31 protein-coding genes are annotated in these 25304 nt (G+C 65.9%); 13 read left to right on the top strand and 18 right to left on the bottom strand.

Annotation, left to right across the window (positions count from 1 at the left end):
- Nucleotides 1-56: 56 nt before the first annotated feature.
- From kynU to AC1RT8_RS04250, 3 genes are read right to left on the bottom strand one after another with little or no spacing between them, the layout of a single operon-like run.
- Nucleotides 57-1271: a kynureninase gene (gene kynU / locus AC1RT8_RS04260; RefSeq protein ID WP_493074336.1), complete on the bottom strand. Its 1215-nt coding sequence runs from the start codon at nucleotides 1269-1271 to the stop codon at nucleotides 57-59.
- The gene (locus tag AC1RT8_RS04255) at nucleotides 1268-2173 is read right to left on the bottom strand and encodes an alpha/beta hydrolase family protein (RefSeq protein ID WP_493074335.1); all 906 of its coding nucleotides are present in this window, start codon (nucleotides 2171-2173) and stop codon (nucleotides 1268-1270) included. Before AC1RT8_RS04255 ends, kynU begins: the two co-directional genes overlap by 4 nt.
- A 45-nt stretch (nucleotides 2174-2218) precedes the next feature.
- Nucleotides 2219-2401, bottom strand: coding sequence for a hypothetical protein (locus AC1RT8_RS04250; RefSeq protein ID WP_493074334.1), 183 nt, complete (start codon nucleotides 2399-2401; stop codon nucleotides 2219-2221).
- Nucleotides 2402-2515: 114 nt separating this feature from the next.
- Here AC1RT8_RS04250 and gcvA point away from each other — a divergent pair, with 114 nt between their 5' ends.
- The 3 genes from gcvA to AC1RT8_RS04235 all read left to right on the top strand — a co-directional run bounded on the left by gcvA (nucleotide 2516) and on the right by AC1RT8_RS04235 (nucleotide 7498).
- Nucleotides 2516-3415 (top strand): transcriptional regulator GcvA, encoded by a 900-nt coding sequence (gcvA, locus tag AC1RT8_RS04245; RefSeq protein ID WP_493074333.1) that lies wholly within the window; start codon nucleotides 2516-2518, stop codon nucleotides 3413-3415.
- A 39-nt stretch (nucleotides 3416-3454) separates the two neighbouring features.
- Entirely contained in the window at nucleotides 3455-5707 is a 2253-nt protein-coding gene (gene parC / locus AC1RT8_RS04240; protein ID WP_493074332.1) for a DNA topoisomerase IV subunit A, read from the top strand.
- Nucleotides 5708-5854: 147 nt separating this feature from the next.
- Complete coding sequence (locus AC1RT8_RS04235; RefSeq protein WP_493074331.1) at nucleotides 5855-7498, top strand: putative bifunctional diguanylate cyclase/phosphodiesterase; 1644 nt, start codon at nucleotides 5855-5857, stop codon at nucleotides 7496-7498.
- Here AC1RT8_RS04235 and AC1RT8_RS04230 read toward each other — a convergent pair.
- From AC1RT8_RS04230 to AC1RT8_RS04215, 4 genes are read right to left on the bottom strand one after another with little or no spacing between them, the layout of a single operon-like run.
- Nucleotides 7468-8691: a CCA tRNA nucleotidyltransferase gene (locus AC1RT8_RS04230; protein WP_493074330.1), complete on the bottom strand. Its 1224-nt coding sequence runs from the start codon at nucleotides 8689-8691 to the stop codon at nucleotides 7468-7470. The genes AC1RT8_RS04235 and AC1RT8_RS04230 overlap by 31 nt on opposite strands.
- Complete coding sequence (locus AC1RT8_RS04225; protein ID WP_493074329.1) at nucleotides 8679-9281, bottom strand: CoA pyrophosphatase; 603 nt, start codon at nucleotides 9279-9281, stop codon at nucleotides 8679-8681. The genes AC1RT8_RS04230 and AC1RT8_RS04225 overlap by 13 nt, the downstream gene beginning before the upstream one ends.
- Nucleotides 9278-9844 carry a DUF1285 domain-containing protein gene (locus AC1RT8_RS04220; RefSeq protein ID WP_493074328.1) on the bottom strand — a complete coding sequence of 189 codons (567 nt, stop codon included), beginning with the start codon at nucleotides 9842-9844 and terminating at the stop codon, nucleotides 9278-9280. Before AC1RT8_RS04220 ends, AC1RT8_RS04225 begins: the two co-directional genes overlap by 4 nt.
- A 38-nt stretch (nucleotides 9845-9882) precedes the next feature.
- Nucleotides 9883-10395: a GNAT family N-acetyltransferase gene (locus AC1RT8_RS04215; RefSeq protein ID WP_493074327.1), complete on the bottom strand. Its 513-nt coding sequence runs from the start codon at nucleotides 10393-10395 to the stop codon at nucleotides 9883-9885.
- A gap of 90 nt (nucleotides 10396-10485) precedes the next feature.
- Here AC1RT8_RS04215 and AC1RT8_RS04210 point away from each other — a divergent pair, with 90 nt between their 5' ends.
- From AC1RT8_RS04210 to AC1RT8_RS04200, 3 genes are all read left to right on the top strand, one after another.
- Nucleotides 10486-11118, top strand: coding sequence for a glutathione S-transferase family protein (locus AC1RT8_RS04210; RefSeq protein ID WP_493074326.1), 633 nt, complete (start codon nucleotides 10486-10488; stop codon nucleotides 11116-11118).
- A 61-nt stretch (nucleotides 11119-11179) separates the two neighbouring features.
- A complete protein-coding gene (locus tag AC1RT8_RS04205) occupies nucleotides 11180-11551 on the top strand; it encodes a dihydroneopterin aldolase (protein ID WP_493074324.1) in 372 nt (123 codons plus the stop codon).
- Nucleotides 11548-11889, top strand: a complete 342-nt coding sequence (locus AC1RT8_RS04200) for a Rossmann fold domain-containing protein (protein WP_493074322.1) — start codon at nucleotides 11548-11550, stop codon at nucleotides 11887-11889. Before AC1RT8_RS04205 ends, AC1RT8_RS04200 begins: the two co-directional genes overlap by 4 nt.
- Before the next feature lie 10 nt (nucleotides 11890-11899).
- Here the strand turns inward: AC1RT8_RS04200 and AC1RT8_RS04195 are convergent, their stop codons facing one another.
- Nucleotides 11900-12709, bottom strand: a complete 810-nt coding sequence (locus AC1RT8_RS04195; RefSeq protein WP_493074321.1) for a hypothetical protein — start codon at nucleotides 12707-12709, stop codon at nucleotides 11900-11902.
- A 254-nt stretch (nucleotides 12710-12963) separates the two neighbouring features.
- On the opposite strand from AC1RT8_RS04195, the gene AC1RT8_RS04190 reads away from it, so the two are divergent.
- From AC1RT8_RS04190 to AC1RT8_RS04170, 5 genes are all read left to right on the top strand, one after another.
- On the top strand, nucleotides 12964-13623 hold the full coding sequence (locus tag AC1RT8_RS04190) for an energy transducer TonB (RefSeq protein WP_493074320.1): 660 nt from the start codon (nucleotides 12964-12966) through the stop codon (nucleotides 13621-13623).
- An 84-nt stretch (nucleotides 13624-13707) separates the two neighbouring features.
- The gene (locus AC1RT8_RS04185; RefSeq protein ID WP_493074319.1) at nucleotides 13708-14490 is read left to right on the top strand and encodes a MotA/TolQ/ExbB proton channel family protein; all 783 of its coding nucleotides are present in this window, start codon (nucleotides 13708-13710) and stop codon (nucleotides 14488-14490) included.
- 94 nt (nucleotides 14491-14584) lie between these two features.
- The gene (locus AC1RT8_RS04180) at nucleotides 14585-15070 is read left to right on the top strand and encodes an ExbD/TolR family protein (RefSeq protein ID WP_493074318.1); all 486 of its coding nucleotides are present in this window, start codon (nucleotides 14585-14587) and stop codon (nucleotides 15068-15070) included.
- A 27-nt stretch (nucleotides 15071-15097) separates the two neighbouring features.
- Complete coding sequence (locus tag AC1RT8_RS04175) at nucleotides 15098-15526, top strand: ExbD/TolR family protein (RefSeq protein ID WP_493074317.1); 429 nt, start codon at nucleotides 15098-15100, stop codon at nucleotides 15524-15526.
- A 186-nt stretch (nucleotides 15527-15712) separates the two neighbouring features.
- A complete protein-coding gene (locus AC1RT8_RS04170) occupies nucleotides 15713-16069 on the top strand; it encodes a tetratricopeptide repeat protein (protein WP_493074316.1) in 357 nt (118 codons plus the stop codon).
- Nucleotides 16070-16381: 312 nt separating this feature from the next.
- Here the strand turns inward: AC1RT8_RS04170 and dcd are convergent, their stop codons facing one another.
- Together dcd and AC1RT8_RS04160 are read right to left on the bottom strand one after the other, a co-directional pair.
- The gene (gene dcd / locus AC1RT8_RS04165) at nucleotides 16382-16936 is read right to left on the bottom strand and encodes a dCTP deaminase (protein WP_493074315.1); all 555 of its coding nucleotides are present in this window, start codon (nucleotides 16934-16936) and stop codon (nucleotides 16382-16384) included.
- A 127-nt stretch (nucleotides 16937-17063) separates the two neighbouring features.
- Complete coding sequence (locus tag AC1RT8_RS04160) at nucleotides 17064-17402, bottom strand: RcnB family protein (protein ID WP_493074314.1); 339 nt, start codon at nucleotides 17400-17402, stop codon at nucleotides 17064-17066.
- Between the two features lie 165 nt (nucleotides 17403-17567).
- Between AC1RT8_RS04160 and AC1RT8_RS04155 the strand changes: the two genes are divergently transcribed.
- A complete protein-coding gene (locus AC1RT8_RS04155) occupies nucleotides 17568-17756 on the top strand; it encodes a hypothetical protein (RefSeq protein WP_493074313.1) in 189 nt (62 codons plus the stop codon).
- A 9-nt stretch (nucleotides 17757-17765) separates the two neighbouring features.
- Here the strand turns inward: AC1RT8_RS04155 and AC1RT8_RS04150 are convergent, their stop codons facing one another.
- From AC1RT8_RS04150 to AC1RT8_RS04140, 3 genes are read right to left on the bottom strand one after another with little or no spacing between them, the layout of a single operon-like run.
- Nucleotides 17766-18242 (bottom strand): cytidine deaminase, encoded by a 477-nt coding sequence (locus tag AC1RT8_RS04150; protein ID WP_493074678.1) that lies wholly within the window; start codon nucleotides 18240-18242, stop codon nucleotides 17766-17768.
- Complete coding sequence (locus tag AC1RT8_RS04145; protein WP_493074312.1) at nucleotides 18221-18910, bottom strand: glycoside hydrolase family 25 protein; 690 nt, start codon at nucleotides 18908-18910, stop codon at nucleotides 18221-18223. The genes AC1RT8_RS04150 and AC1RT8_RS04145 overlap by 22 nt, the downstream gene beginning before the upstream one ends.
- Before the next feature lie 4 nt (nucleotides 18911-18914).
- The gene (locus AC1RT8_RS04140) at nucleotides 18915-19397 is read right to left on the bottom strand and encodes a UPF0262 family protein (RefSeq protein ID WP_493074311.1); all 483 of its coding nucleotides are present in this window, start codon (nucleotides 19395-19397) and stop codon (nucleotides 18915-18917) included.
- 238 nt (nucleotides 19398-19635) lie between these two features.
- On the opposite strand from AC1RT8_RS04140, the gene AC1RT8_RS04135 reads away from it, so the two are divergent.
- Complete coding sequence (locus tag AC1RT8_RS04135; protein WP_493074310.1) at nucleotides 19636-21126, top strand: replicative DNA helicase; 1491 nt, start codon at nucleotides 19636-19638, stop codon at nucleotides 21124-21126.
- Between the two features lie 116 nt (nucleotides 21127-21242).
- Here the strand turns inward: AC1RT8_RS04135 and AC1RT8_RS04130 are convergent, their stop codons facing one another.
- From AC1RT8_RS04130 to cobA, 5 genes are all read right to left on the bottom strand, one after another.
- Complete coding sequence (locus tag AC1RT8_RS04130; protein WP_493074309.1) at nucleotides 21243-21998, bottom strand: phosphoadenylyl-sulfate reductase; 756 nt, start codon at nucleotides 21996-21998, stop codon at nucleotides 21243-21245.
- Nucleotides 21991-22416, bottom strand: coding sequence for a DUF934 domain-containing protein (locus AC1RT8_RS04125; protein WP_493074308.1), 426 nt, complete (start codon nucleotides 22414-22416; stop codon nucleotides 21991-21993). Before AC1RT8_RS04125 ends, AC1RT8_RS04130 begins: the two co-directional genes overlap by 8 nt.
- A 122-nt stretch (nucleotides 22417-22538) precedes the next feature.
- The gene (locus AC1RT8_RS04120; RefSeq protein ID WP_493074307.1) at nucleotides 22539-24170 is read right to left on the bottom strand and encodes a nitrite/sulfite reductase; all 1632 of its coding nucleotides are present in this window, start codon (nucleotides 24168-24170) and stop codon (nucleotides 22539-22541) included.
- Between the two features lies 1 nt (nucleotide 24171).
- On the bottom strand, nucleotides 24172-24468 hold the full coding sequence (locus AC1RT8_RS04115; RefSeq protein WP_493074306.1) for a DUF2849 domain-containing protein: 297 nt from the start codon (nucleotides 24466-24468) through the stop codon (nucleotides 24172-24174).
- Nucleotides 24465-25253 carry a uroporphyrinogen-III C-methyltransferase gene (gene cobA, locus AC1RT8_RS04110; protein WP_493074305.1) on the bottom strand — a complete coding sequence of 263 codons (789 nt, stop codon included), beginning with the start codon at nucleotides 25251-25253 and terminating at the stop codon, nucleotides 24465-24467. The genes AC1RT8_RS04115 and cobA overlap by 4 nt, the downstream gene beginning before the upstream one ends.
- Between the last annotated feature and the right edge of the window lie 51 nt (nucleotides 25254-25304).

Raw genomic sequence — 25304 nt, 5'->3', positions numbered from 1 at the left:
CCCCCGTCGATCGCGGCGGAACATAGTATAGAAATGGTTAACGCGGAAACGATGGATCAGGTGACGGCGTTCCGTTTCGAGAATGCCGGATCGAGATAGGCGCCGGTTTCAAGCAGATCGCGCAGCTTTTCGCCGGCCCGCACCACGTCTTCGAAGCCGAGATAGAGCGGCGTCAGGCCGAAGCGCAGGATATCGGGATCGCGGAAATCGCCGATCACGCCGCCGGCGATCAGCGCCTGGCAGAGCGCATAGGCCTGGGGATGGCGGAAGCTGATATGGCTGCCGCGCCGCGCCGGATCGTGCGGCGAGACGCATTCGAGACCGAGGTCGTCGCCGATTGTGGCGAAGGCATCGAACAGTGCGGCGCTCTTGGCCCAGACCTGATCGGTCGGCACGTCGGACCAGATATCGACTCCGGCTTCGAGCGCGGCGAGGCCGAGGATCGGCGGCGTTCCGGTGAGCCAGCGCGTCATGCCTGAGGCGGGGCGATAGCCATCCTCGAACAGGAAGGGGGCGGCATGGCCCATCCAGCCCGACAGGGGATTGCCCAGCTTTTCCTGCCATGCGCGGTTGACGTGGAGGAAAGCCGGCGCACCCGGGCCGCCGTTCAGATATTTATAGCCGCAGCCGACCGCGAGATCGGCGCCCGCACCGTTCAGGTCGACCGGCACCGCGCCGGCGCTGTGGCTCAGATCCCACAGGACAAGTGCGCCGGCGGCATGCGCCTGCTCGGTCCAGGCAGCCATGTCGAACCGCTCGGCCGTCTTGTAATGGACATGGGTAAGCAGCAGCAGCGCCGTGTCGTCGTCCAGCGACTCGCCGATCGACTCGCGCGGCACCGCTTTCAGGGTCGCGCCCGGCACGCATCCGACCGCCCCCTCGGCGATGTGCAGGTCGGTCGGAAAGTTGCCGAGCTCGCTCACCACGGTCTTGCGCGCCGGATCGAGCCGGAGCGCTGCGACGATCAGCCTGAACAGGTTGGCCGAGGTCGAATCGGCGACGATCACCTCGTCCGCGCCCGCGCCGATCAGCGGGGCGATTTTGGCGCCGATGCGGCGCGGTGCTTCGATCCAGCCCTCGTTCCAGCTTCGGATCAGCCGCTCGCCCCATTGCCGCTCGATCGCGTCGCTGAGCGCCGGGCTGCTGGTACGGGGCAAGGGGCCGAGCGAATTGCCGTCGAGATAGATCACGCCCTCGGGCAGGGCGAACCGGTCGCGGAAAGCGCGCAAGGGGTCGGCGTCGTCGAGCGCGCGTGCGTCGTCGAGGGTCATCGGTCGAACGCCGCGCGGATCAGCCGCGTGGTCTCGGTCCATGCTTTGGTATCGGGTGTCACCAGCTCGACATGGCCGGTTGCGGGCACGAAGTGAAGCGCGACCGTGTCGCCGGCCTTTCTTGCCTGCGCTTCATAGCCCGTGCCGAGCCGTACCGGGATGATCCGGTCCGCGCGGCCATTGATCAGGTCCTGCGGCACGCCGATCGGCAGCAGGCGCGGAATGGATGTGTCGCCATAGACATCTGGCCGCGTGCCCGGTGCGCCGACGAGTTGGGCGACGACGTCGACGCCGCAGCCATTGTCGGGGCTGGCGGCCGTCGCTTCGAGGTCGGGCAGGCCGCCCAGGCTGATCACACGTACGATCGGGAGGGGCGCGGCGGTTCGGAGCGGACTGTCCTTGGGCAATTTCGGTCGCGCCGCGAGCCACAAGGCAAGGTGTCCGCCGGCGGAATGGCCGACCGCGACGACGTGGCTGCTATCGAGACGGAAGCGCCCGGCGTTCGCGGCCAGTGCGTCAGCCGCGGCGGCCGTATCGAGAAAGGTGCCCGGATAGCCGCCGCCCGGACGGTCGACGCCGCGATAGTCGATATTCCAGACCGCGATGCCCTGGGCGCGGAGGTCGCCGGCGATCCAGTTCATCAGGCTGCGGTCGGCGATGCCGGTCGTCCAGCATCCGCCATGGACCATCAGCACGGTCGGGAAGGAAGCCCCGGAAGCAGGAGCAACCGCCGGTATCCAGACATCGGCCTTCTGCATCTCGTCATCGCCATAGGCGATCGTTGCATCCGGACTGGGTCGGGGTCGGGCCGAAAGATCGTCCCAGGTGAGCAGGGGTGGGTCGGTTGCGGTCATCACCGCGGGGATCAACGCGAGAAGCGCGATCGAGGCAAGCCGTAACATGCTCCCCGATACGCGCTTCACGCCATGCTGTCGAAGCCGGTCGCCTCAGGCGGCGGGTCCGCAGGTCGCCTTCTCGCGCTTGTTCCGGCGCACGAGCCACGGCGCCTCGAACTGATAAGCGGTCAGCTTGTCGAACGTCTCGGCCACCGCGCGAACCAGCTTATGGATCGCGGTGCTGAGCTGGCGGTGGTTCTCGGCCCAGGCCTGGCTGTGGAAATCGTCGCGCATCGCCATTCTCCTCTATGCTTTGGCGTTGAACACAGGAGGAATATGCGCCTGCGCGCCGTGCCGCGCCAACAAATCGTTGGACATGATCCATAAGGCTGCCTTATCTTTTTGCGCATGCGTCGCATCCCGCCTCTCTCTGCCGTACGTGTGTTCGAGGCGGCAGCACGCCACGAGAATTTCACGTCTGCCGCGGCCGAACTCGGCATGACCCAGGCGGCGGTCAGCTATCAGGTGAAATTGCTCGAGGAGCGGCTCGGCGTGCCGCTGTTCCGCCGCGAGAAGAAGCGCGTCGTGCTGACCGAGGCAGCGCGCCGCATCGCGCCGCAGGTCGGCCGCGCCTTTGACGCGCTCGATTCCGCCTTTGCCACGATCCGGTCGGAGGATGAGGGGCTGCTGACCGTCTCCACCTCCAACACCTTCGCCAACACCTGGCTCGCCTGGCGGCTCGGCAGCTTCCAGATGGCGCATCCCGACATGGCGGTGCGCCTGCTGACCAGCGACGCCCTGTCCGATTTCGCCACCGATGATGTCGACATCGCGATTCGCGCCGGCCGCGGCCCCTGGCCCGACCTGTCGCAGGATCTGCTGCTCCCGATCGATTTCACCCCGATGTGCAGCCCCGGCTTTCTCCGACGGCACGGGCCGACCTTCGAACCGGCCGATCTGCTGCGCCTGCCGCTGATCAGCCCGCACGATCCCTGGTGGTCGCACTGGCTGAACGAGGCCGGCGTCGATACGCCGGACGGGCCGCTCCGCGTCGGCGTCAGGCTCGATTCCCAGGCGCATGAGGGGCATGCCGCGATGGCGGGGCAGGGCATGGCGATGTTGACGCCCTTTTTCTGGCGCAACGATCTGGCGGAGGGGCGGCTGGTGCGGCTGTTCGATCAGGTCTCGACCCGCGGCTATGCCTATTGGCTGGTCTGTCCCGAGCCGCGACGCAGCGTGCCGAAGATCAAGCGATTCCGCGAATGGCTGCTCGCCGAACTGGCGCGCGATCTTCCCAGCCCCGTCTGATCCTAGCCTTGCCCGATTCCGCCTGCTAACCGGGGTGCAATGCCTACCGAAATCCTAGAACCCGATCCCTTCAATGCCATTGTCGATGCACCGTTCGACAGCGCGCTGTCCGAGCGATATCTCGTCTATGCGCTATCGACGATCACCGCGCGCTCGCTGCCGGATGTCCGCGATGGGCTGAAGCCGGTGCACCGCCGCCTGTTATGGGCGATGCGGCTGCTGCGGCTCGATCCGGCGCAGGGCTACAAGAAATGCGCCCGCGTCGTTGGCGACGTCATCGGCAAATATCATCCGCACGGCGACCAGTCGGTCTATGACGCGATGGTTCGCCTCGCGCAGAGCTTCGCCATGCGCTACCCGCTGGTCGACGGCCAGGGCAATTTCGGCAATATCGATGGCGATAACGCCGCCGCCTATCGCTACACCGAGGCGCGGCTGACCCAGGTCGCGATCGACCTGATGGACGGCCTGGACGAGGACGCCGTCGACTACCGCGCTACCTATAATGGCGAGGAGCAGGAGCCCGAGCTGTTCCCGGGCATGTTCCCGAACCTGCTCGCCAATGGCGCGGCCGGCATCGCGGTCGGCATGGCGACGAGCATCCCGCCGCACAATGCCGCCGAGCTGTTCGACGCGGCGATTCTGCTGATCGAACAGCCGAACGCGACCGACACGCAGGTGCTTGAGCATGTGACCGGCCCGGATTTCCCGACCGGTGGCCTCGTCGTTGACAGTGCCTCGGCCATTGCCGAGGCCTATGCCACCGGCCGCGGCGGCTTCCGCGTCCGCGCGCGCTGGCATGTCGAGGATCAGGGCCGCGGCACCTGGAACGCGATCGTCACCGAAATTCCGTACGGCGTGCCGAAGGGCAAGCTGATCGAGCAGATCGCGACGATCATCAACGACAAGAAGCTGCCGATCCTCGCCGATATCCGCGACGAATCCGATTCCGAGATCCGCATCGTCATCGAGCCGCGCAGCCGCACGGTCGACGCGACCCTGCTGATGGAAAGCCTGTTCCGGATGAGCGATCTGGAAAATCGCGTCAGCCTCAATCTCAACGTGCTCGACGCACGCCGCACGCCACGCGTGATGTCGCTGCGTGAGGCCCTGCTCGGCTGGGTCGATCATCAGTTCATCGTGCTCCAGCGCCGCACCGCGCATCGGCTGGCGAAGATCGCCGACCGGATGGAGCTGCTCGACGGCTATATCATCGCCTTCCTCAACCTCGACCGGGTGATCGCGATCATCCGCACCGAGGACGAGCCCAAGCCGGTGATGATCGCCGAGTTCGAGCTGAACGACCGCCAGGCCGAGGCCATTCTCAACATGCGGTTGCGGTCGCTGCGCCGGCTCGAGGAGATGGAATTGCGCAAGGAGCGCGAGGGGCTGGAGACCGAAAAGGCCGGGCTCGAAGCGCTGCTGGGCAGCGACGCGCGCCAGCGCACCCGGCTTAAGCGCGATTTCGCCAAGCTGCGCGACCGCTACGGCCCCGAGACGGCGCTGGGCAAGCGCCGCACCACGATCGAGGAAGCCGCGCCCGCGCGCGAAATCCCGCTCGAGGCGATGATCGAGCGTGAGCCGATCACCGTCATCCTCTCGCAGCGCGGTTGGATCCGCGCGATGAAGGGCCATATCGACGCGGCCGCCGCGGCTGAGCTCAAGTTCAAGGAAGGCGATGCGCCGTTCCTGCACTTCTCGGCGCAGACCACCGACAAGATCCTGCTCGCGGCCGAGAATGGTCGTTTCTACACGCTGGCCGCCGACAAGCTGCCCGGCGGGCGCGGTTTCGGCGAGCCGGTGCGCGCGATGATCGACCTCGACGGCGATGTCGGCATCGTCGAGCTGATGCCGGCGAGCCGCGCGGAGAAACTGCTGGTCGCCGCCACCGATGGGCGCGGCTTCATCGTCAGGACGGCGGATACGATCGCGGAGACACGCAAGGGCAAGACGGTGGTGACCCCGCGAATTGGCGCGAAGCTCAAGGTCGTCCGGCCGGTCGATCCGGCGGCGGATTATGTCGCCGCGATCGGCGACAATCGCCGCCTGCTCGTTTTTCCGCTCGCCGAACTGGCCGAGCTGTCGCGCGGGCAGGGGGTGCAGCTCCAGCGCTATCGCGACGGCGGCTTGTCCGACGCCATCACCTTCGTCTTCGCCAATGGCCTCAGCTGGGCGATGGGTGGCGAGACCGGGCGGACCCGGACCGAAACCGATCTCGCGCCGTGGCGCGCGGCGCGCGGCGCGGCGGGGCGCATGCCGCCTACGGGATTTCCCCGAGACAATCGGTTCTAATTCACCACATCAAGTGGCTGAAATACGGCCCAAGCTTCAGCCGGTCTTAACCTGTTTCAAGTAGCGCTACCCTGGATGATGTCATTCAGGTCCAGGGTCTTGAAGACGGAAGAGCCTCCCATGGCGATGGAGGCCGATGAATCACGCATGAGCGACGCGGACCGCATCGCCGCGACTTTCGATCTTCTTCCGATTCCTGCCGCGATCGTCGTCGCGTCCGGCGGGAAGGTCGCGATCCAGATGGCGAACCGTCCCTTTCGTCTTGCCGGCCTGGGCGCCGCGACCGGCGCATCGCCGCTGATCGCGCTGATCGCGGCGCGCATCACGACTTTCATCGAAAGCGAGTCGCTGCGGGAGGATTTCCCCTGGCAGTTCGGCGACGCGGTCGATTGCCGTTACTATCAGGTCACGCTCGCTCGGCTGAGTCGCAATCCCGAGGGGCGGTGCCTGATCACCCTGATCGACCAGACGTCGGAACTGCGCACCGAGCATAATCTCCGCCGCGAGATGATGACCGACAGCCTCACCGGCCTCGCCAACCGCGCTGGCTTCAGCGATCACCTCGAAACGCTGATCGACGATACGGCGCAGCGTGCTCGCTATGCCGTGCTGATCGTCGATCTCGACCGGTTCAGCCGGGTCAATGCCTGTCTCGGCTCGATGGCGGGCGACGAGCTGCTCATCACCGTTGCCCGCCGGCTAAAGGGCGCGCTCCGGGCACATGACGTGCTCGCCCGCACCGGCGGCGACGAATTCGGCATCCTTATGACCCTGGAAGAGGGGCCGGGCGATGCCGATCATCTGGCGAAAAGAATCCAGAACGCGCTGTCCACGCCTTTCCGCCTCTCCGATTTCGAGATCCGCGTCGCCTGCTCGATCGGCATCGCCTTCGGATCGAGCGATGTGGACGATGCCGAGGAGCTGATCCGCCACGCGCAATTCGCGGTGCGGCGCTCCAAAACGAGCGGTCGCGCCGAAGCCTATCAGACCCAGGCCTTCGACATCGCGCGCGAACAGTTCGGCATGGAGACGGCGCTGCGCCGCGCGCTTGATCGCGGCCAGATGCGTCTGACCTATCAGCCGATCTGCGATCTCGCGACCGGGCAGATCGTCTGCTTCGAATCGCTGGCGCGCTGGGCTGACGAGAACGGCACCGAATATTCGCCCTGCGATTTCATCCCGGTCGCCGAGGAATCCGGCCTGATCGTGCCGCTGGGCCGCTGGGCGATCGAGGAGGCGTCGCGCACGCTTGCTCTGTGGGATCGCCGGGCCGGGGGCAATTGCGGCGTGAAGCTCGCGGTCAACCTCTCGGCGATCCAGCTGCAGCGCGACATCATCGCGCCGGTGGTCGAGCGTGCGCTGAGCGCCAACGGGCTCGAAGGATCGCGCTTCACCCTGGAACTCACCGAAAGCGCACTGGTCACCGATCCCGATCGAATCGCCGGTATCATGCACGCGCTGAAGGGCCTGGGCACCACGCTGGCGATGGACGATTTCGGCACCGGCTATTCGAACCTGGCCTATCTCCAGAAACTGCCGATCGACATATTGAAGATCGACCGCAGCTTCGTCACCGGCATGCTCGCCGATCGCGACAAGATCGCGATCGTGCGCGCCATCCTGTCGCTCGCCCAGGCACTGGGCATGCAGACCACCGCCGAAGGGATCGAGACCAACGAACTCGGCCAGACGCTCGCGGCGCTCGGCTGCACCTATGGCCAGGGGTTCGTCTACGCACGGCCGCTCGAGGCCGACGCGGCCTATGCGCTGTTGGAAGCCCGCAGGAACTGAGCCACCGTCTCGTCGGCGATTTGCTCCACGCGTGTCGCATCGGGAAAGCCTTCCGCGATCCACCGGTCTTCGATCGCGCGCAGCGTCGCTGCAACTTCCGGACCCTTGCGCAGGCCGCGTTCGACCAGTGCGCCACCAGTGAGGGGGAAGGCTGGCACCGGCCACGCCTTGATGTCCCGCGCACCGATCACCGCATCCATCGGTTCCTCGACGTTCAGTAGCCAGCGATCGATCGCCAGCTCAGTACCAAGGCGATAGGCGAGGGGATGCGGCGATCCGACCGAATCCGATAGCGCTGAAACCAGCCGCCTGCGCTGTTCTTTCGACAGTTTGAGCCGGGCGCCAATTGTTTCACCAATCGCGATATCCCTGGGCAACAGCGAGGCGAGACGACGAATCGGGTCCGGCGTGATCTCCGCCATCTCTTCGAAGCTGGCGAGACGAGCGAGGCGGTCAACACCCTCCGCGCCGATCTCGGGCAAGACAGGCGCAAGGATGCCCCGCTCGATCATCAAACCAACGACCCGCACCGCGTACACTGCGACCAGCAGGCGCAACATCTCGGCCGCGACCCTTTCGCGCGACAGCGCCATCAGGTCGTTCGCGCGCTCGGTGCAGGCATCCAGCCCTGCCGCATCCGGCGCATCGCCGAACCGGGCGTGGAAGCGGAAGAAGCGCAGGATACGCAAATGATCCTCGGCGATCCGCTTCAACGGATCGCCGATGAAGCGCACCCGCCGCGCCTCCAGATCGTCGATCCCGCCGAAATAATCGAAGATCTTGCCGGTCAGCGGATCGGCATAGAGCGCGTTCATGGTGAAATCGCGCCGCGCTGCGTCTTCCCGCCAGTCGTCGGTGAAGGCGACGGTCGCGTGCCGGCCATCGGTCGCGACATCGCAGCGCAAGGTCGTCACCTCCACCGGAACGCCGCCCGGCAACACCGCCGTCACCGTGCCGTGCGCCAGGCCGGTCGGCACTGCCTTGATGCCATTGTCCTTGAGCACGGCAATCACGCGCTCCGGCGAATGAGTCGTCGCCAGATCGACATCGGCGACCTGGATCCCGAGCAGCGTGTCGCGCACCGCGCCGCCGACGAAGCGCACCTTGCCCTCCGCCGCGCCGAGCACGTCGCAGAGTTCCGTCAGCCCTTCGCGGGCGCGCCAGGCAGCCTGGGGCAGGGTCACCCGTTCCATCGAAGCCGCCGGGAAAGGTTGACGATCATCGCAGCGGTCGCGCCCCAGATGCGGTGGCCGTCCCAGTTGATCTCGTAAAAATGCCGGTTGCGGCCCTGCCATTCGACGGTCGCCTCGACATGGTTGGCGCTATCGAGCACGAAATCGAGCGGCACCTCGAAAACCTGCGCCACCTCGGCCGCGCTGGGGATCAGGATCAGGTCGGGCGGGACGATGCCGATCACCGGAGTCACCTCGAACCCGGTGACGGTGCGATAGCGGTCGGCCTCGCCAATCACGATCACCCGGTCGCGCGGCAGGGCGATCTCCTCCTCCGCCTCGCGCAGCGCCGCGTCGATCGCGTCGCTGTCGCCGGGGTCGATCCGGCCGCCGGGAAAGGCGACCTGGCCGGGATGGCGCGACAGCGTGTCGGTGCGCTGGGTCAGGATCACGCCGGGTTCCGGCCGGTCGGTCACCGCGACGAGCACTGCGGCGTTCATCAGCGGCACCGACTGGTCGAGCTCGAGGTCCCGGTGATCCCCGGTCAGCAACACGGTGTCGATGCCATGCCCGGTCTCGAGCGCGTTGCGCAGGCGGTCGGCGAGGCTCATTCGGTCGGCTCCAGTGGGAAAAAGGCGCCGTCGCTCCACACGCCGGGCGGCACATCGTCGTTCGTCAGCGCCAGTGCGGCGAGATCGTAATAGACCGGGCGGGCGACCAGCGCCTCGAGCCCGCCGCGGACATGCAGATAGGGGCGGGGGCCGTCCTCGCGCTCCTCGAAGCGAAGCGGATGCTCGGCCCCGGCGGTCACCAGGTCGCCGGTGTTCAGTCGGAACGCCAGCCGCGCGTCGCGTCCTTCGCCCTCGGCCTTCATCTCGACCGCGACGAAGGGCGCATCCTCCACCGCGATATCGAGCTTCTCGACCGGGGTGACCAGCACATAGCTCCCGTCCGCCTCGCGCCGCAGGATGGTCGAGAACAGCCGCACCATCGCCTGGCGCCCGATCGGCGATCCCTGGTGGAACCAGGTGCCGTCGCGCGCGATGCGCATCTCGCTGTCGCCGCAATGAGTCGGGTTCCAGCGCTCGACCGGCGGCAGCTTCCGCTCCTCGGCCAGGCGCGCGATGTCGGCGAGCGACAGTGCGGCAAGATCGGGCAGGGGGTCCATCGGCATTGGGTCGCGGTACGGCAGGCCCGCCCGGGCGTAAAGCGTCAGGCGAGCGCGGCGATTCGCGGACCGAGCATCCCGGCGCCGTCCGGCACCGCATCGCCCATGGCGAGCAACCGGCGCTGTTCGACCGGACCCGGCACGCGCCATCCGGCGGTGCGGTCGGCGGTGAAGCCGAAGAAACGGCCATAATATTCCGGGTCGCCGATCAGCATCAGCGCATGGGCATCGCCTGTCGCGACCGCCGCGTTCAGCGCCGACAGCATCAGGTCGCGCCCGATCCCGTCGCGCTGGCGTGCCGGCTCGACCGCGACCGGGCCGACCATCACCAGCGGCACGTCCCGGCCGTCATCGCCGTCGAACAGGATCGGCCAGCACTGGATGGTGCCGACCAGCGCGTCATGCTCGAACGCGGCGAAGCTCAGCCGGGGAATCGCGGGCATGCCCTCGCGAATCCTATAGGCGGTTCGCTCGTGCCGGTCCGTGCCGAACGCGCGATCGAGCAGATGCTCCACCGCCTGCGGTTCAACTTCGGAAATCGGCGCGATCCTGATCAAGAGAGTGCTCCTGCGAGTCCCGGCATGGACGCACGGGGCCGCGCGCTTTAGCCTTGGCAGGCCTGAACGCAAGCCGAATTGAGTCGTCCAATGAAGCTGTACGATGCCGAATTCGCCCCAAGCCCGCGGCGCGTGCGCATCTTCCTTGCGGAGAAGGGCATCGAGATCGAACGCGTGATGGTCGATCTGCGCCGCAACGAGCAACTCACCGACCCCTATCTCACGGTCAATCCGCGCGGTGCCGTGCCGGCGCTCGAACTCGACGATGGCGAGGTGATCTGCGAATCGGCCGCGATCTGCCGCTATTTCGAGGCCATGCAGCCGGCGCCGTCTCTGTTCGGCACCACCCCGCTCGATATCGGGCGAATCGAATCCTGGACCAGGCGAATCGAATCGGACGGCTATGCCGCCGCCGTCTATGCCTTTCGTAACGTGCATCCCGCTTTCCAGGATCGCGCCGCGCCTGGCAAATGGCCGGCCATGCCGCAGATACCGGAGCTGGGCGCGCGGGGCCTCATCATGTGGGGCGCCTTTGTCGACTCCCTCGACGCGCGGCTGACGGATCGCGACTGGATCGCGACCGACGCCTTCAGCTTTGCCGACATCACCGCGCTGGTGACGATCGATTTCGCCCGCGCCGCCAAATTCCAGGTGCCCGATGGCTGCCGGGCGGTCGTGCGCTGGCATGCCGCCGTCAGCGCCCGGCCAAGCGCCGCCGCCTGACGCGGCTTTCCACCGCCCCGCCATCTGCTATGGCGCCCGCCACAGAATGAAAGGGCCGCGCTTGGACGATCGTCTCAGCCTTGAAGTGCATGATCTCGAGGTGCCGGTGTTGACTGGCATCTATTCCGAAGAAACCCATTTGCCGCAGCCGCTGCGGATCTCGCTGACCGTCGATCTCGACTGTCCGGCGCATTTCGCGCCGGATTCACCCCTGGGCGCGACCAAGAATTATCTCGATCTGAAGCGCGCGGCGACGACGGCGCTGCCCGAAGGCGTGCATTTCACCCTGGTCGAAGGTGTCGCCGATCATATCGCCGAAACCTTGTTCCTGCAGGACAAGCGCGTCGCGCGGGTGATGGTGAAGATCGTCAAGCTGGCGATCGCCGAAAATGGCGAATCGATCGGCATCACGCTCGTCCGCCACCGGAAATGACCCTGGAGGAGGCCGTTCGCGATTCGCTTGCGACGGTGTCCGGCGCAACCCTCGTCAGCGCTCGAGCGGGGCGGGCAGGGGAGGTCGTGGAATTGCTGCGCGCGGCTGAGGACGGGGTCGTCCTGCTGCTGATCGACTCGTCGGTCCCGCCGGTCGACCGTGCGATGCTGGTCGCCGCGATCGGTCCGCTTGCGGTCGAGCGGGCGCCGCGCGTCCGAATCGGGGCGATCGACGTGGCGGCTGGGGCCGCTCCGGACGATGTCGCCGCCGCCGCTCGCTTCCTGGTCGCCGCACGTTCCACTACGGGACAGGTCCTGACGGTCGCCCCGGAAGGTTAGCGGGCGCAGGTTAGCGGGCGCAGGCCCCGAGCGAGCGAATCACCAGGCGATAATCCTCGCGCGCGATGGCGGCATCGCCCTCGTCAAGCGACGCCACGCTCGCATCGGGCAGTGCCGGCGGCAGGGCGCAGGCGAGGCGATACCATAAGAGCGTATCGCGCGCCGGCGGCGTCGCGCCTTCGCCGACCAGCTCGCTCAGCGCCACGGACCAGCGCGGCTGTTCGCCCGGCGTGCGCTGGATGCCCAGCGACACGGGCCGGCCATCGGCCGTGGTGAGGAAGATCTGGGTTTCGCCCGATCCGGGCAGGTCGCCCGCGACATGAAAGGCGTTGCCGATGCCCGTCACCTGCGGCGGGGCGTCGGGGCCGAGCGTTTCCTGGGTGATTCGGCGGGTCAGCGCGTCGGCGCCGGGCGACCAGTCGCGCTGGGCGTCGGGCCGGACGAGTTGGACGAGCGCCGCGTTACCCGGAACGGGCCGGGCAAAGAGCAGCACGCGAAGCTTGCGTAACTTGGGCAGCTGGCCCCGCGCATTGACCGGTACGTCGAGGACATAGGCGATTCGCGGCGGCAATGCTGCAGCGCCGCGAATCAGTGCCAGCACGTCGGCCTCTATATAAAGCCGGGCCTTTCCGGCCGCGACGCCTGCCGCATCGGGGCCTTTCAGCCGGGTGGTGCTGCGGATGCTCGCATCGACGATCGCGGGGGCCGCGAGGACCAGGTCCGCATAGTCGGCATAAGGGGGGGTAACTACCACCGAATCGGCGGGAATCGGCGGGCGCTGCTGGGCGGAAGCGGTGTTTGCGGCGGCCGCGAAGGCCATCGCAAGCATGAGTTTCGGAACGGGAATCATGCGCCGGGGGTTACGCTTTCGTACCGATATTATACAGAAATAATTCTGCCATGTTCGGTTTGTACGTTTGTTGCGCGAGACAAAGCGTTTGCGTCAGGGTTTTGGGGGTCATATAGGATCGCCCCTGTCCAAGGATACATCAGCCCATGACAGGCGGATCGAACGAACGGACGTTACGGATCGGCGATACGCGTCGTGTACGGATAGAGGAGTTTCGTTTCTGAATGGCTTATGCTGACCGTAATGTAAGCGGCAACCGCGTGGTGGCGATCGTGATCGTGTCGGTGATCGTCGCCGTCATGGGTTACGCCTTCGTCACCGGTCTCACGTACAAATACGTGAAGGCTATGTCGGAGAAGTTGAAGACCTTCGACGTCGAGGAGCCGCCGCCCCCGCCGCCTGACGAGCCGCCGCCCCCTCCGCCAGATCAGCCGCTCGAGCCGCCTCCGGTCGTCTCGCCGCCGCCGATCGTGCAGACCCAGGCGCCGCCGCAAGTCGTCATCCAGACGGTGCAGGCTCCGCCGCCGGTATATGTGCCGACGCCGGTCGCTGCTCCGCCGCCCCCACCGCCGGCACCGCCCCGCATTTCGCAGGCTGCCGGTCTCAAGGGTAACCCGGGCCAGTTCTTCAACAACGATTCCTACCCGTCGGAGGCGATTCGCGCCGGTGCACAGGGTCGTGTGGTTGCCAGGCTGACCGTTGGTGTCGATGGCCGCGTGAGCGCGTGCACGATCTCCACGTCGAGCGGTAACAGCTCGCTGGACGATACGACGTGCCGTATCGCGCGCAGCAGGGTGCGCTACACCCCGGCAAAGGACGAGAATGGTCAGCCGATCGTCTCGACCGCGAACCTGCCGGTGAAGTGGGTGCTGCCCGAGGATTGAGGGTAGGGATTCGGCCCGGCGCATCGTGCCCGGGCCGTTTCTCGATGAATTTACAGTAATACAGCCTAGAGGAAACCAACCAAAATGCTCACCACCATCCTTGCGGCCGGCGCCGCAGCAGCCGCCCCCAAGGGCGACAACCCGTACGGCCTGGTCCCCGCCCTTCGTGAAGGCGGCCTGATCTCCCAGACCGTGTTCGGCATTCTCGTGCTGATGCTTTTCGTTTCGCTCTACATCCTGTTCACCAAGCTGTTCGAGCAGCAGAAGGTGATCAACCAGCATAAGCGCGTGCGCAGCGGTTTCTGGAACGCCAACAGCCTGCGTGAGGCATCGGCCAAGCTCGAGAAGAACTCGGCCTACAAGCAGATCGTCGACGACGGCCTGTCGGCTCAGGAGCAGCATACCCGTCTGACCGATCCGGTCGAGGCTCATGACTGGCTGCACGGTTCGCTGGCGCGTTCGGAGGCTTCGATCAACTCGCAGCTGAACTCGGGCCTGGCCTTCCTCGCGACCGTCGGCGCGACCGCGCCGTTCATCGGTCTGTTCGGTACGGTTATCGGCATCTACCGCGCGCTCATCAAGATCGGCGCGGCCGGTCAGGCATCGATCGACGCCGTCGCCGGCCCGGTCGGTGAGGCACTGATCATGACCGCCCTCGGTCTCGTCGTCGCCGTTCCGGCGGTGCTCGCCTACAACTGGCTGCAGCGTCGCAACAAGTCGATCGCCGAAGACCTGAACGCGTTCTCGAACGACGTGCTCGGCTACCTGGCGTCCGACGGTGCGGTTCGCCCGACGGTTGCGGCCCGCAAGGGTGCGGCGGCTCCGGCAGCGAAGCCGGCAGCTGCGACCACCACGGCGGCACGCTGATGACGGGGCGGGGCGTGCGCCACGTCGGCGCTGCCCCGCCTCCTCGCCGCCGGAGTTTCCCGGCGGCGCAGTTGCAAGGATAGGATAGTCCTCAATGGCAATTAGCGTTGGCGGCGATGGCGCCGAAGAAAAGCCGATGTCGGACATCAACACGACTCCGATGGTGGACGTCATGTTGGTTCTGCTCATCATCTTCCTGATCGCGGTGCCCGTCGTGTTGCAGGCGGTGAAGCTGAAGCTTCCCGACATTCGTTACGACCCCACGACCACGAAGCCCGAGAATGTGTCGCTTTCGATCCTGACCAAGCCGGATGGTACCTGCGGCATCTATTGGGGCACCGCACCGGTGACGCATACGGAGCTGCTCGATCGCGCGGTGGCGAAGCTGAAGGCCGAGATTGCGCGCCAGGGTGGCGTCGGCAATCCCGATCTGGAGCTTCCCGAAGCACATATCCGTGGTGACGTGAACGTGCCGTATCGCTGCGTTGGCGGTGCGATCTACACGATGCAGATGGCAGGCTTTGCCAAGGTCGGCTTCATTTCCGAGCCTCCGCCCGGCGGTAACGCCGAGCGCATGTGACCGGTCAGAGCTTAGGAGTAATTTGATATGGCAATGAGCGGTGGCTCCGATGATGGCCAGCCGATGATGGATCTGAACACGACGCCGCTTATCGACGTCATGCTCGTGCTCCTCATCATGTTCATCATCACCATTCCGATCCAGACGCACGCGGTGAAGGTCGATCTTCCGATCAACGACCCGAACAACCAGCCGCCGCCGATCGATCCGCAGAAGAACAAGGTCACGATCGACCCGGCAGGCACGATCGCCTGGAACGGCGCGCCGGTCGACAAGGTCACTCTCCAGCAATATCTGGAGGCGACCAAGGCCATCAACCCGGAACCGGAGCTGCACTTCCAGCCCGATCCTCAGGCGCGCTATGCGCGGGTCGACGAGGTTCTCGCGGTGATCAAGCGCTCTGGCGTGACGAAGCTCGGCTTCATCGGCAACGAGCAGTATCGCAACGACTTCTGATCGCGTCGATCAGGGGCGAAACAGGAAAGGGGCGGTCCTTCGGGACCGCCCCTTTTTTGTTGTCCGAAGACGATACGCATATCCGTAACCGATCTGTCGCAAAACTGTTGCGGTGGAGTCATGGAAGTGACACAACAGTGTCACAAAAGTGAAACCTTTCGTGGAAAGGTCGGTAGGAGACGAGCAATGCGTATCGGTTTTGGAGTGCTGATTGCGGGAATTGTCCTGGCTGGTGCGGGAAGCGCGGCTGTCGCCAGCGACCGCACCGGGTTCACCGCGATCAAGCAAGGTGATTTCAACACGGCTGAGCGGACCCTGCTCGCCGAGCGCCGGATTTTCCCCTCGCGTCCCGAACTGATGCTGAACCTGGCCGCGGTCTATCGCAGCACCGGTCGCCAGGAAGAGGCACGCGCCCTGTACCAGGCGGTTCTGGCCCAGCCCGACGCGCTGATGGACGTCACGGCCGAGCGTACGGCGTCGTCGCATATGCTGGCCAATGCAGGGCTTGCCCGGCTCGACGCGCGACAATTGTCCTCACGCTGATCGCGCAATGCCCTTTTCGGGGCGGGCCAGGGTTCAGGGAGCCGTAACCGGGCTGTCGATCGCCGCGATAGGGCATCGATTCAACCGGGGTAGAGATCGGGGCATCATGGGGCTGGACGGTATGCCTTGGTGTCCGTCCGGCTCTTTCTTGTGACGAGATGATATTGGGGCTCAGGATGAACGCCGGCGGGGAGGAAATTCCCTGTTATTCCGGGAAAATTCCCTGTTACGTGACCCGGAACAGGGAAATCGCGGCTTCGCGACGGGCCGGCGTCATGGGCAAGTGCGGGTGCCGTCCTGCAGATGTTTCCGCTAGAGCCTTGGCAGGGTGACGCCGCGCTGTCCCATATATTTGCCGGCGCGATCGGCATAGCTCGTCTCGCAGGGCTCGTTGCCCTCCAGGAACAGGAACTGACAGGCGCCTTCGTTCGCATAGATCTTCGCGGGCAGGGGCGTGGTGTTCGAGAATTCCAGCGTCACATGCCCCTCCCAGCCGGGCTCGAGCGGCGTGACGTTCACGATGATCCCGCAGCGCGCATAGGTCGATTTGCCGAGGCAGATGACCAGCACGTCGCGCGGTACCCGGAAATATTCGACCGTCCGCGCCAGCGCGAAGCTGTTGGGCGGGATGATGCAGACATCGGTCTTGCGGTCGACGAAGCTGTTCGCCGCGAAATCCTTCGGGTCGACGATCACGCTGTCGATGTTGGTGAAGATCTTGAATTCGTCGGAAACCCGGGCGTCATAGCCATAGGATGACAGGCCATAGGAAATGCATCCGTCGCGCTTCTGACCATCGACGAACGGCTCGATCATGCCGTTGGCGAGCGCCTGCTCGCGAATCCACCGGTCCGACATGATCGACATAAAGCGCCTCCCTCTGGCCGACCGCTTTCGCGGGAATGGCCGTCCGGGGCAAGACCGATCGCGCCAAAACGACAACGGCCGGCGCGCCTTTGCGAGGCGCGCCGGCCGCCATGCCTGTCGCTACCGTTTACTGGGTAAGGATGCTGGCGATCAGGCCGGTCGCGACCGCGACGAGCAGATAGTCGCCGCTATTGTTGTTCTCGCGTACCCATTGATAGCCACGTGGCGGTGTGCGCAGGCCGCGACGGTTCCAGTCGCTCACCACATAGCGGCGCTGGTTGCGTGCGAGTTTCTGCCCCTTGCGCCATTTGTGGCCGCGCGAGGCGCTCACCTCACGCCAGGACGGCCGCTGCTGCTGGCCATGGGCCTGGGGATGGGAAGGCTGGCGTTGCTGCGCGACTACGGGCACGCTGACCGAGGTGGCGAGCAGGGCGGCGATGACGCCGGCGCGAATTTTGTTCTTCATGGGGGAGGTTCTCCTGGTTAACCCCGGTCAATACGGCCGCGGCGCCAGGACGTTCCAATAGGCCCGATGGGGCCATTTTATTTCGCTGAAATAACGACATGCGGCGCCAGGTTGATGATCCCCGGCGGGCGTGCGACCATCTGTCGCTCGACGGGGGGAAGAGCAATGAAGCGCGACGATCAGAGCGAGCCGAGGCGCATGAGTGCCTTATTGCTCGCCGGTATGCTGTTGCTTCCGACAGTATCCGTCTGGTTCTTTCTGCGCCGGGGCTATGCCTCCAGTCTGCGCCGCATCGCTTTCATCTATGCCGGAACCTTGTTCGCGATCGGCCTCGTAGGAGCCGTGCTCCGCTGATGGACAGGGTCAGTCGATCCCGAGATCGCCCGGCCCAAAGGCGTGCGGCAGCAGTTCCGACAAAAGATGCCGCTCATGGGCGTCGCCCTCGGCCCCCGCGCACCACACCACGATGTCGCGCTTGCCGAGCTGTGCTGCCTCGTTGATCACCTGGCGGCAGCGGCCGCACGGGCCGACGGGCTTGGTCCCGGTCGGCTTGCCCGCTGCGTCCATCACGCCGCCGATCACGCCGATCGCGACCACGTCGCGCAGCCGCCCCTGGGCATTGGTCGTGGCGAGCGCGACCGTCTCGGCGCAGAGCGACAGGCCATAGCTTGCATTCTCGAAATTGGTGCCGGTCACCACGCTGCCATCGGTCAGCAGCACCGCCGCGCCGACGCCGAAGCGCGAATAGGGGGCATGGGCCTGGAGCGCAGCCTCGCGCGCGGCGGCGACCAGCCGATCGCGAATGTCGGTATCCTCACTCATGGCGCCACCACGTTCCAGCGCACCGGCCCGGTGATCCCGTCGATCCGTCGCATGTCGTTCGCTTGCCACATCCGCCACGGCCTTGCCGTATAATCGGGCGGAAAGAAATCCTGCACCGCCCAGATGGTCCGCGGGATCGCGCTCGTCACCTGATAGGTCGCCTCGAACCGCTTGCTGATCTTGATCAGCGCCGGCTTGCCGCTGTGCGCTTCGACCATGGTCAGGAACCGCCGGATCTCGCCGAGCACCACGCCCCGCACCGGCCGCGAATCGCAATCGGGATCGAAATCGATCTCGACCGCGGGGGGCAGGGCGTCGCTGACCCGCGGCACCGTGGTGTTGAAATTATTCGCCTGGTCGGCGGCGAGGCGGCACAGCGAATAGACGTGGAGCGCCCCGCGCCGCATGCCCGTGGCATAGGTGTCAGCCCAGTTGGTCGCGAACCGCTCGTCGCGGCCATCGGCGCCATAGGTCGCGCGCAGATAGGCGAAATCCGCGCCCCCCGCCTTCACCGTCCACCATTCGACCACGCCCTGGTCCTCGGACACGTCGACGCCCTGGAAAGCGTATTTGTCGGAGGGGCGCCAGCTCAGCGCGAAGGTCCAGGCGACGACGCCGGTCAGCGCCAGGACGATGCCCAGTGCGCCGATCCGCCCGATCCGGCGGCCCCAGAGGCGCAGCGCCACGCCGTCAGCCCTTGATGTGCAGGACGCAGATCAGGGTGAACAGCCGCCGCGCGGTGTCGAAGTCGATCTCGATCTTGCCCTCCAGCCGTTCCTTCAGCAACGCCGCCGCCTCGTTGTGGATGCCGCGGCGCGCCATGTCGACCGTCTCGATCTGGGCAGGTGTCGCGTTTCGGATCGCTTCGTAATAGCTGTCGCAGATCGCGAAATAGTCTTTGATGGGCCGGCGGAAGCGCCCCATCGCCAGCACATAGGTTTCGAGATGCGACTCGTCCTCGCGGTGGATCGCGATGGCGAGCCGCCCTTCCTCCACTGCGAGCGCGATCCTGAATGGCCCGGCATAGCCATCGGGATAGGGGCGCTGCGGGCAGAAATAATTGCCCTCGACCAGGTCGAAGATCGCGATTCGCCGTTCCTGCTCGATATCCGCCGACCGCCACAATATGGTGCGCTCGTCGAGGGATACGGCGATGATGCGCGGGTCGGCCATGATGAGGCCCTATCGGGGAAGCGCGTGCGGAACAACAATCTCGCTTTATCCCTCTCCCAGCGGGAGAGGGAGGGGCCCATGCGCAGCATGGGAGGGTGAGGGCGAGTTTTATTCGCAACCGTCACCCTCACCCTTCCGCCGCTTCGCGGCTCCCTCCCTCTCCCGCCGGGAGAGGGAAAATATGTTATCCACGGGTTCCACGCTTGAGCAGACTCACCGGGTCTGTGAAAGGAGCGCCATGGCCACAGCGATCCTCACCACACCGATTCTCCCCGAAGCCCAGACTCTGCCGCAGAATGTCGAGGCCGAGGCGGCGATGCTCGGCGCGATGATGATCGACAACCGGCTGGCAGACGATCTGGTCGACAAGCTCGAGCCCGATCATTTCTACGAGCCCGTGCACGGCCGCATCTTCGCCGCGATCAAGCAGGCGCGCGGCAACGACATGCTCGCGACCCCGGTCACGCTGCGCCCGATGTTCGAAGCTGACGAGGGCATGAAGGAGCTGGGCGGCCCCAGCTATCTCGCCCAGCTCACCGGCTCGGGCGCCGGCCTGATCGGCGCCCGCCAGTTCGCCCAGCAGATCTACGACCTCGCCATGCTGCGCACGCTGGTGACGGTCGGCCGCGGCCTGGTCGATCGCGCACTGGACACCTCGGAAGAGGTCAATCCACGCCTTCAGATCGAGCTTGCCGAGGAGGAATTGTTCAAGGTCGCGGCCGATGGCGGCACCGAGAGCCAGGTCAAGAGCTTCGCCCAGGCGACCACCCTCGCGGTGAAGATGGCGCAGCGGGCGCTCAACTCGGGCGGCAACCTGTCCGGCGTCACCACCGGGCTCGACTCAGTCAACGCCAAGATGGGCGGCATGCACCATTCGGACCTGATGATCCTCGCCGGACGCCCCGGCATGGGCAAGACCTCGCTCGCCACCAACATCGCGTTCAACGCGGCGCAACGCTGGATGCGCGACATGCAGGATGGCATATCGCCTGAGGAATCGGTCGGCGCCAAGGTCGCCTTCTTCAGTCTCGAAATGTCCGCCGACCAGCTCGCGACGCGTATCCTGTCGGAACAGGCCCGGATCAGCTCCGAGGCACTGCGCATGGGCAAGATCAGCCGGGCCGAGTTCAACCAGCTCGCCGCCGCCGCCGCCGACCTGGAGAATCTGCCGCTCTATATCGACGACACCGCCGGCCTCAGCATCGCGGCGCTCCACACCCGCATGCGGCGGCTGCAGCGGCGCCACAACAACCAGATCGGGCTGGTGGTGGTCGATTACCTCCAGCTGCTGACCGGATCGGCCAAGGCCTCGGGCGACGGCCGCGTGCAGGAAATCTCGGAGATCAGCCGCGGTCTCAAGACCCTCGCCAAGGACATGAACGTGCCGGTGATGGCGCTCTCCCAGCTCAGCCGTGCAGTTGAGCAGCGCGAGGACAAAAGACCCCAGCTATCGGATCTGCGCGAATCCGGCTCGATCGAGCAGGACGCCGATATCGTGATGTTCGTGTACCGCGAGGATTATTACGTCGCCGCCAAGGAGCCCAAGCGCCCGGTCGAAGGCGACAGCGCCAAGATCTTCGAGGATCACGCGCAATGGGCGACCGACATGGAGCGCGTGTTCGGCCTGGCCGAACTGATCATCGCCAAGCAACGCCACGGCGCCACCGGCAAGGTAATCCTGAAGTTCGAGCCGAGCGTGACCAGGTTCAGCGATTTCGTGGGGTACTAGCCTAAAAGCCCCTCCCCTTCAGGGGAGGGGTTGGGGGTGAGGCAGTCCCGCAAGCGCAGCGCGTTTGGGCGGCTCGGAGTCCCCCACCCCAACCCCTCCCCTGAAGGGGAGGGGCTTTAGAAAACCGGCTCTTCGCCCGGCTTGTCGACATGAATCCCGCACTCGACCTTGTCCCACCCGCGCCAGCGCCCGGCGCGGGGATCTTCGCCCGGCTGCACTTTGCTCGTGCAGGGCTGGCAGCCGATCGACAGATACCCCTCCGCCTCGAGCGGATGCCGTGGCAGGTGGTGCTCAGCGAAATAGGCCTCGAGATCCGCCTTCACCCAGTCGCCGAGCGGATTGATCTTCAGCCGGCCGTCCTCGACCTCGAAGCGCGGGATGTTCTGGCGGGTGACCGACTGGAACGCCTTGCGCCCCGAGATCCAGCTGTCGAGTCCTGCCTTGGCGCGCTTCAACGGCTCGACCTTGCGGATGTCGCAGCAGCCATCGGGGTCATAGGACCAGCGCAGGCCCTTGTCGTCCTTCGCCGCGAGCACCGCCGTGTCAGGCTCGACCACCCAGCTGTTGGTCAGCCCGAACGCGCTCACCAGCGTCTCGCGATAGGCAAGCGTCTCGGGGAACATCTTGAGCGTATCGACAAAGATCGCCGGCACGCTCGGATCGGCCTGCGCGACCAGGTGAAGCAGCACCGCGCTTTCGGTGCCGAACGAGGAGACGACCGCCGTCGTGCCGAGAATGCCCTCGGCGAACAGCGCCTTCAGCATGGTCAGCGTATCGACCCCCGCGAAACGCGCGTTGAGCGCGTCCGCGTCACCCTGCGTAAAGGCGGGCCGGGCGTCGATGACGTCGATCTTCCGCGCGGCCTCAGCCATGCCGCAGCTTCCACACCGGCACCGCGCCATCGGCCGCCGCCTGATAGACATGCTCGTAGCGCGCGAGCGACGCCTGCAAGGTCGCCGCGTCGATCTCCGCCTCGGGCGCGAAGCTGTCGAAGCCGCAACGCTTCATCAGTGGGATCTGGTCGACCAGCACATCGCCCGCCGCGCGCAGTTCGCCGGTATAGCCCGCCTCGCGCAGCACCCGCGCCGAGGAATAGCCGCGCCCGTCGCGGAACTTGGGGAAGCTCACTTCGATCAGCGCGATCTGGCCGAGATGCGGGATCAGCGCGCGCGCGTCGTCGCCCGCTTCGATGCGGACCGCAGTGGCGTTGGTCTGGCCCATGAACGCATCGAGCGTGACCGCGGGCTCGTCATGCGCCGCGTCGTCGCGAAAGCGCAGCAGATCACCCATGATAAGACTCCGTCCCCATCCGTTCGTGTCGAGCGAAGTCGAGACACATTGAATGCGCGCCCGCTGCCTGTTTCTCGACGTCGCTCGAAACGAACGGAGAAGAGAGAGCGAAAGGAAGCCGATCACCCATAGATCGCCTCCTTGAACGGGTCGATGCCGACGCGGCGATAGGTGTCGAGGAAACGCTCGCCCTCCTCGCGCAGCGCGACATAACGGTCGGTCACACGCTCGACCGCATCGACGATGCCGTCCTCGTCGAAACCGGGGCCGGTGATCTTGCCGAGGCTCGCATCTTCCGCCCCCGATCCACCGAGCAGCAGCTGGTAATTCTCGGTGCCCTTCTTGTCGACGCCAAGGATGCCGATGTGACCGGCATGGTGATGGCCGCAGGCATTGATGCAGCCGCTGATCTTCAGCTTGAGCTCGCCCAGATCGCGCTGACGCGCCGGATCGGCGAAACGCGCGGCGATCTTCTGCGCGACCGGTATCGAGCGCGCATTGGCGAGGCTGCAATAATCCAGGCCGGGGCAGGCGATGATGTCGCTGATCAGGTCGAGATTGGCCTCGGCCAGCCCGCCTTCGTTCAGCGCCTGCCACACCGCGTAGAGATCGGCTTTGCGCACATGCGGCAGCACGATGTTCTGCGCATGCGTCACGCGCAGCTCGTCGAACGAATAACGCTCGGCCAGCGCGGCCATCAGGTCGATCTGCTCGGCCGTCGCATCGCCCGGAATGCCGCCGACCGGCTTCAGGCTGATATTGACGATCGCATAGCCCGGCTGCTTGTGTGGCTTGACGTTCTGGTCGATCCACACCGCGAAATCGGGGTCGCCGCGGTTGACCAGCTCGCTCGCGTCCTGCTCGAAGGCGGGCGGGGCGAAGAACGCCGTGATCCGGTCGAACTCGGCCTTGGGCGGATCGATGCCCAGCGCCTTTACGAGCGCGAACTCCTCCTCGACCTGGCGGCGATATTCGTCCGCCCCAAGCTCATGGATCAGGATCTTGATCCGCGCCTTGTAGATATTGTCGCGCCGGCCATAGCGATTATAGACACGCAGGCACGCCTCGACATAGCTGAGCAGATCGTCGGCGCCGACGAAATCCTTGATCTCGGGCGCGACCATCGGCGTGCGGCCCATGCCGCCGCCGACGAAGATCTTGCCGCCCAACTCCCCGTCGCGTTCGAGCAGCTGGATGCCGATATCGTGCAGCCGCATCGCCGCGCGATCCTCATCCGCCGCGATCACCGCGATCTTGAATTTCCGGGGCAGATAGCTGAATTCCGGGTGGAATGTGCTCCACTGGCGCAGCAGCTCGGCCCAGGGGCGCGGATCCGCGACCTCGTCCGCTGCGGCACCGGCATATTGATCCGACGAGATGTTGCGGATGCAATTGCCGCTGGTCTGGATCGCATGCATCTCGACCGTGGCGAGATCGGCCAGGATATCCGGCGCATCCGCCAGCTTGATCCAGTTATACTGGATGTTCTGCCGCGTGGTGAAATGGCCGTAGCCGCGATCGTACTTGCGCGCGATGTGGCCGAGCATGCGCATCTGCCGCCCGTCGAGTGTGCCGTACGGGATGGCGACGCGCAGCATGTACGCATGAAGCTGGAGGTACAGGCCGTTCATCAGCCGCAACGGTTTGAACTGGTCCTCGGTGATCTGCCCGGCAAGACGGCGCTTCACCTGGTCGCGGAATTCCTCGACGCGGGCATCGACGATCGCCTGGTCATATTGGTCGTATTTATACATCTCAGATCACCCAGCTCCCCGCGGCCGGATCGGCGGGCTTCAATGTCAGGTCGAGCCGCACCGTGGGCCCGAGCGCACGGACGCGGTCCTTAATATGCGCGGGGCGTGGCCCTTCGGGCGTTGCGGTCGCATCGATCACATAGGGGGCGTTGACGCGGCGGGCGCCTTCTTCCGCACCGGCAATCGCTTCGCCCTGGTCGCCGACATCGACCGAATCCTCGACATGGCGCGACCAGCCCTGGCCGGTCCACCAGATCACGTCGCCGGTCGGCAGGTCGTTCCCGGTCAGCAATTTCACGCTACACTCTCCGCAATCCGGGCCCAGCGGCCGAGCTTGTCCTGGGCGTCCGACAGCTCGACGACTTCGCCCACGACGATGATCGCCGGGCTCGCCACCTTCTCGCGATCGACCATCGATCCGAGATCGGCGAGCAAGGTCTTGATCGCGCGGCTGCCCGACAGGGTACCGCGCTCGAGCACCGCCACCGGCATGTCCGGCGCCACGCCGTCGCGCATCAGCTTGTCGGCAATGTCGTTCGCGGTCGCGACGCCCATATAGATGACGAGCGTGCGGCCCTTGCCGGCGAGCCCCGACCAATCCTGCTCGGTCAGGCCCTTGCATTGGCCCGCTACGAAGCTGACCGCGCTGCTATGGTCGCGGTGCGTGAGGGGCAGCATCGCTTCGGCCGCGCAGCCGAGAGCCGCCGACACGCCGGGAATGACTTCGACTGGCAGCCCGGCCGCGCGCACTGCCTCGACCTCTTCGCCGCCCCGCCCGAAGATGAACGGGTCGCCGCCCTTCAGCCGCACGACGATCGCGCCGGTCTTCACATGCGCGACGATCAGCGCGTTGATCGCCTCCTGCGGCAACGTGTGCCGCGCGCGGCTTTTGGCGACCGAGATGCGCTGCGCCGAGGCGGGCGCGATATCGAGCACGCGCGGATCGATCAGCCCGTCATGGACGAGGATGTCAGCGGTCTTCAGCGCCTCGACCGCACGAACGGTCAGCAGCCCGGGGTCGCCCGGGCCGGCACCAACGAGGATCACGCGCCCGCGCGCGGAAGGATCGAGAAGGCTTGCCATGGGGAGTGCAGATGGTCCCCGGGCCCGCAAGCCGCAACGGATGCTTGCTTG

It is taken from the genome of Sphingomonas sp. GW821-FHT10F11 (assembly GCF_058809095.1).
The sequence above is the reverse complement of the archived record's forward strand: the minus strand, read 5'-3'. Positions and strand labels throughout refer to the sequence as shown.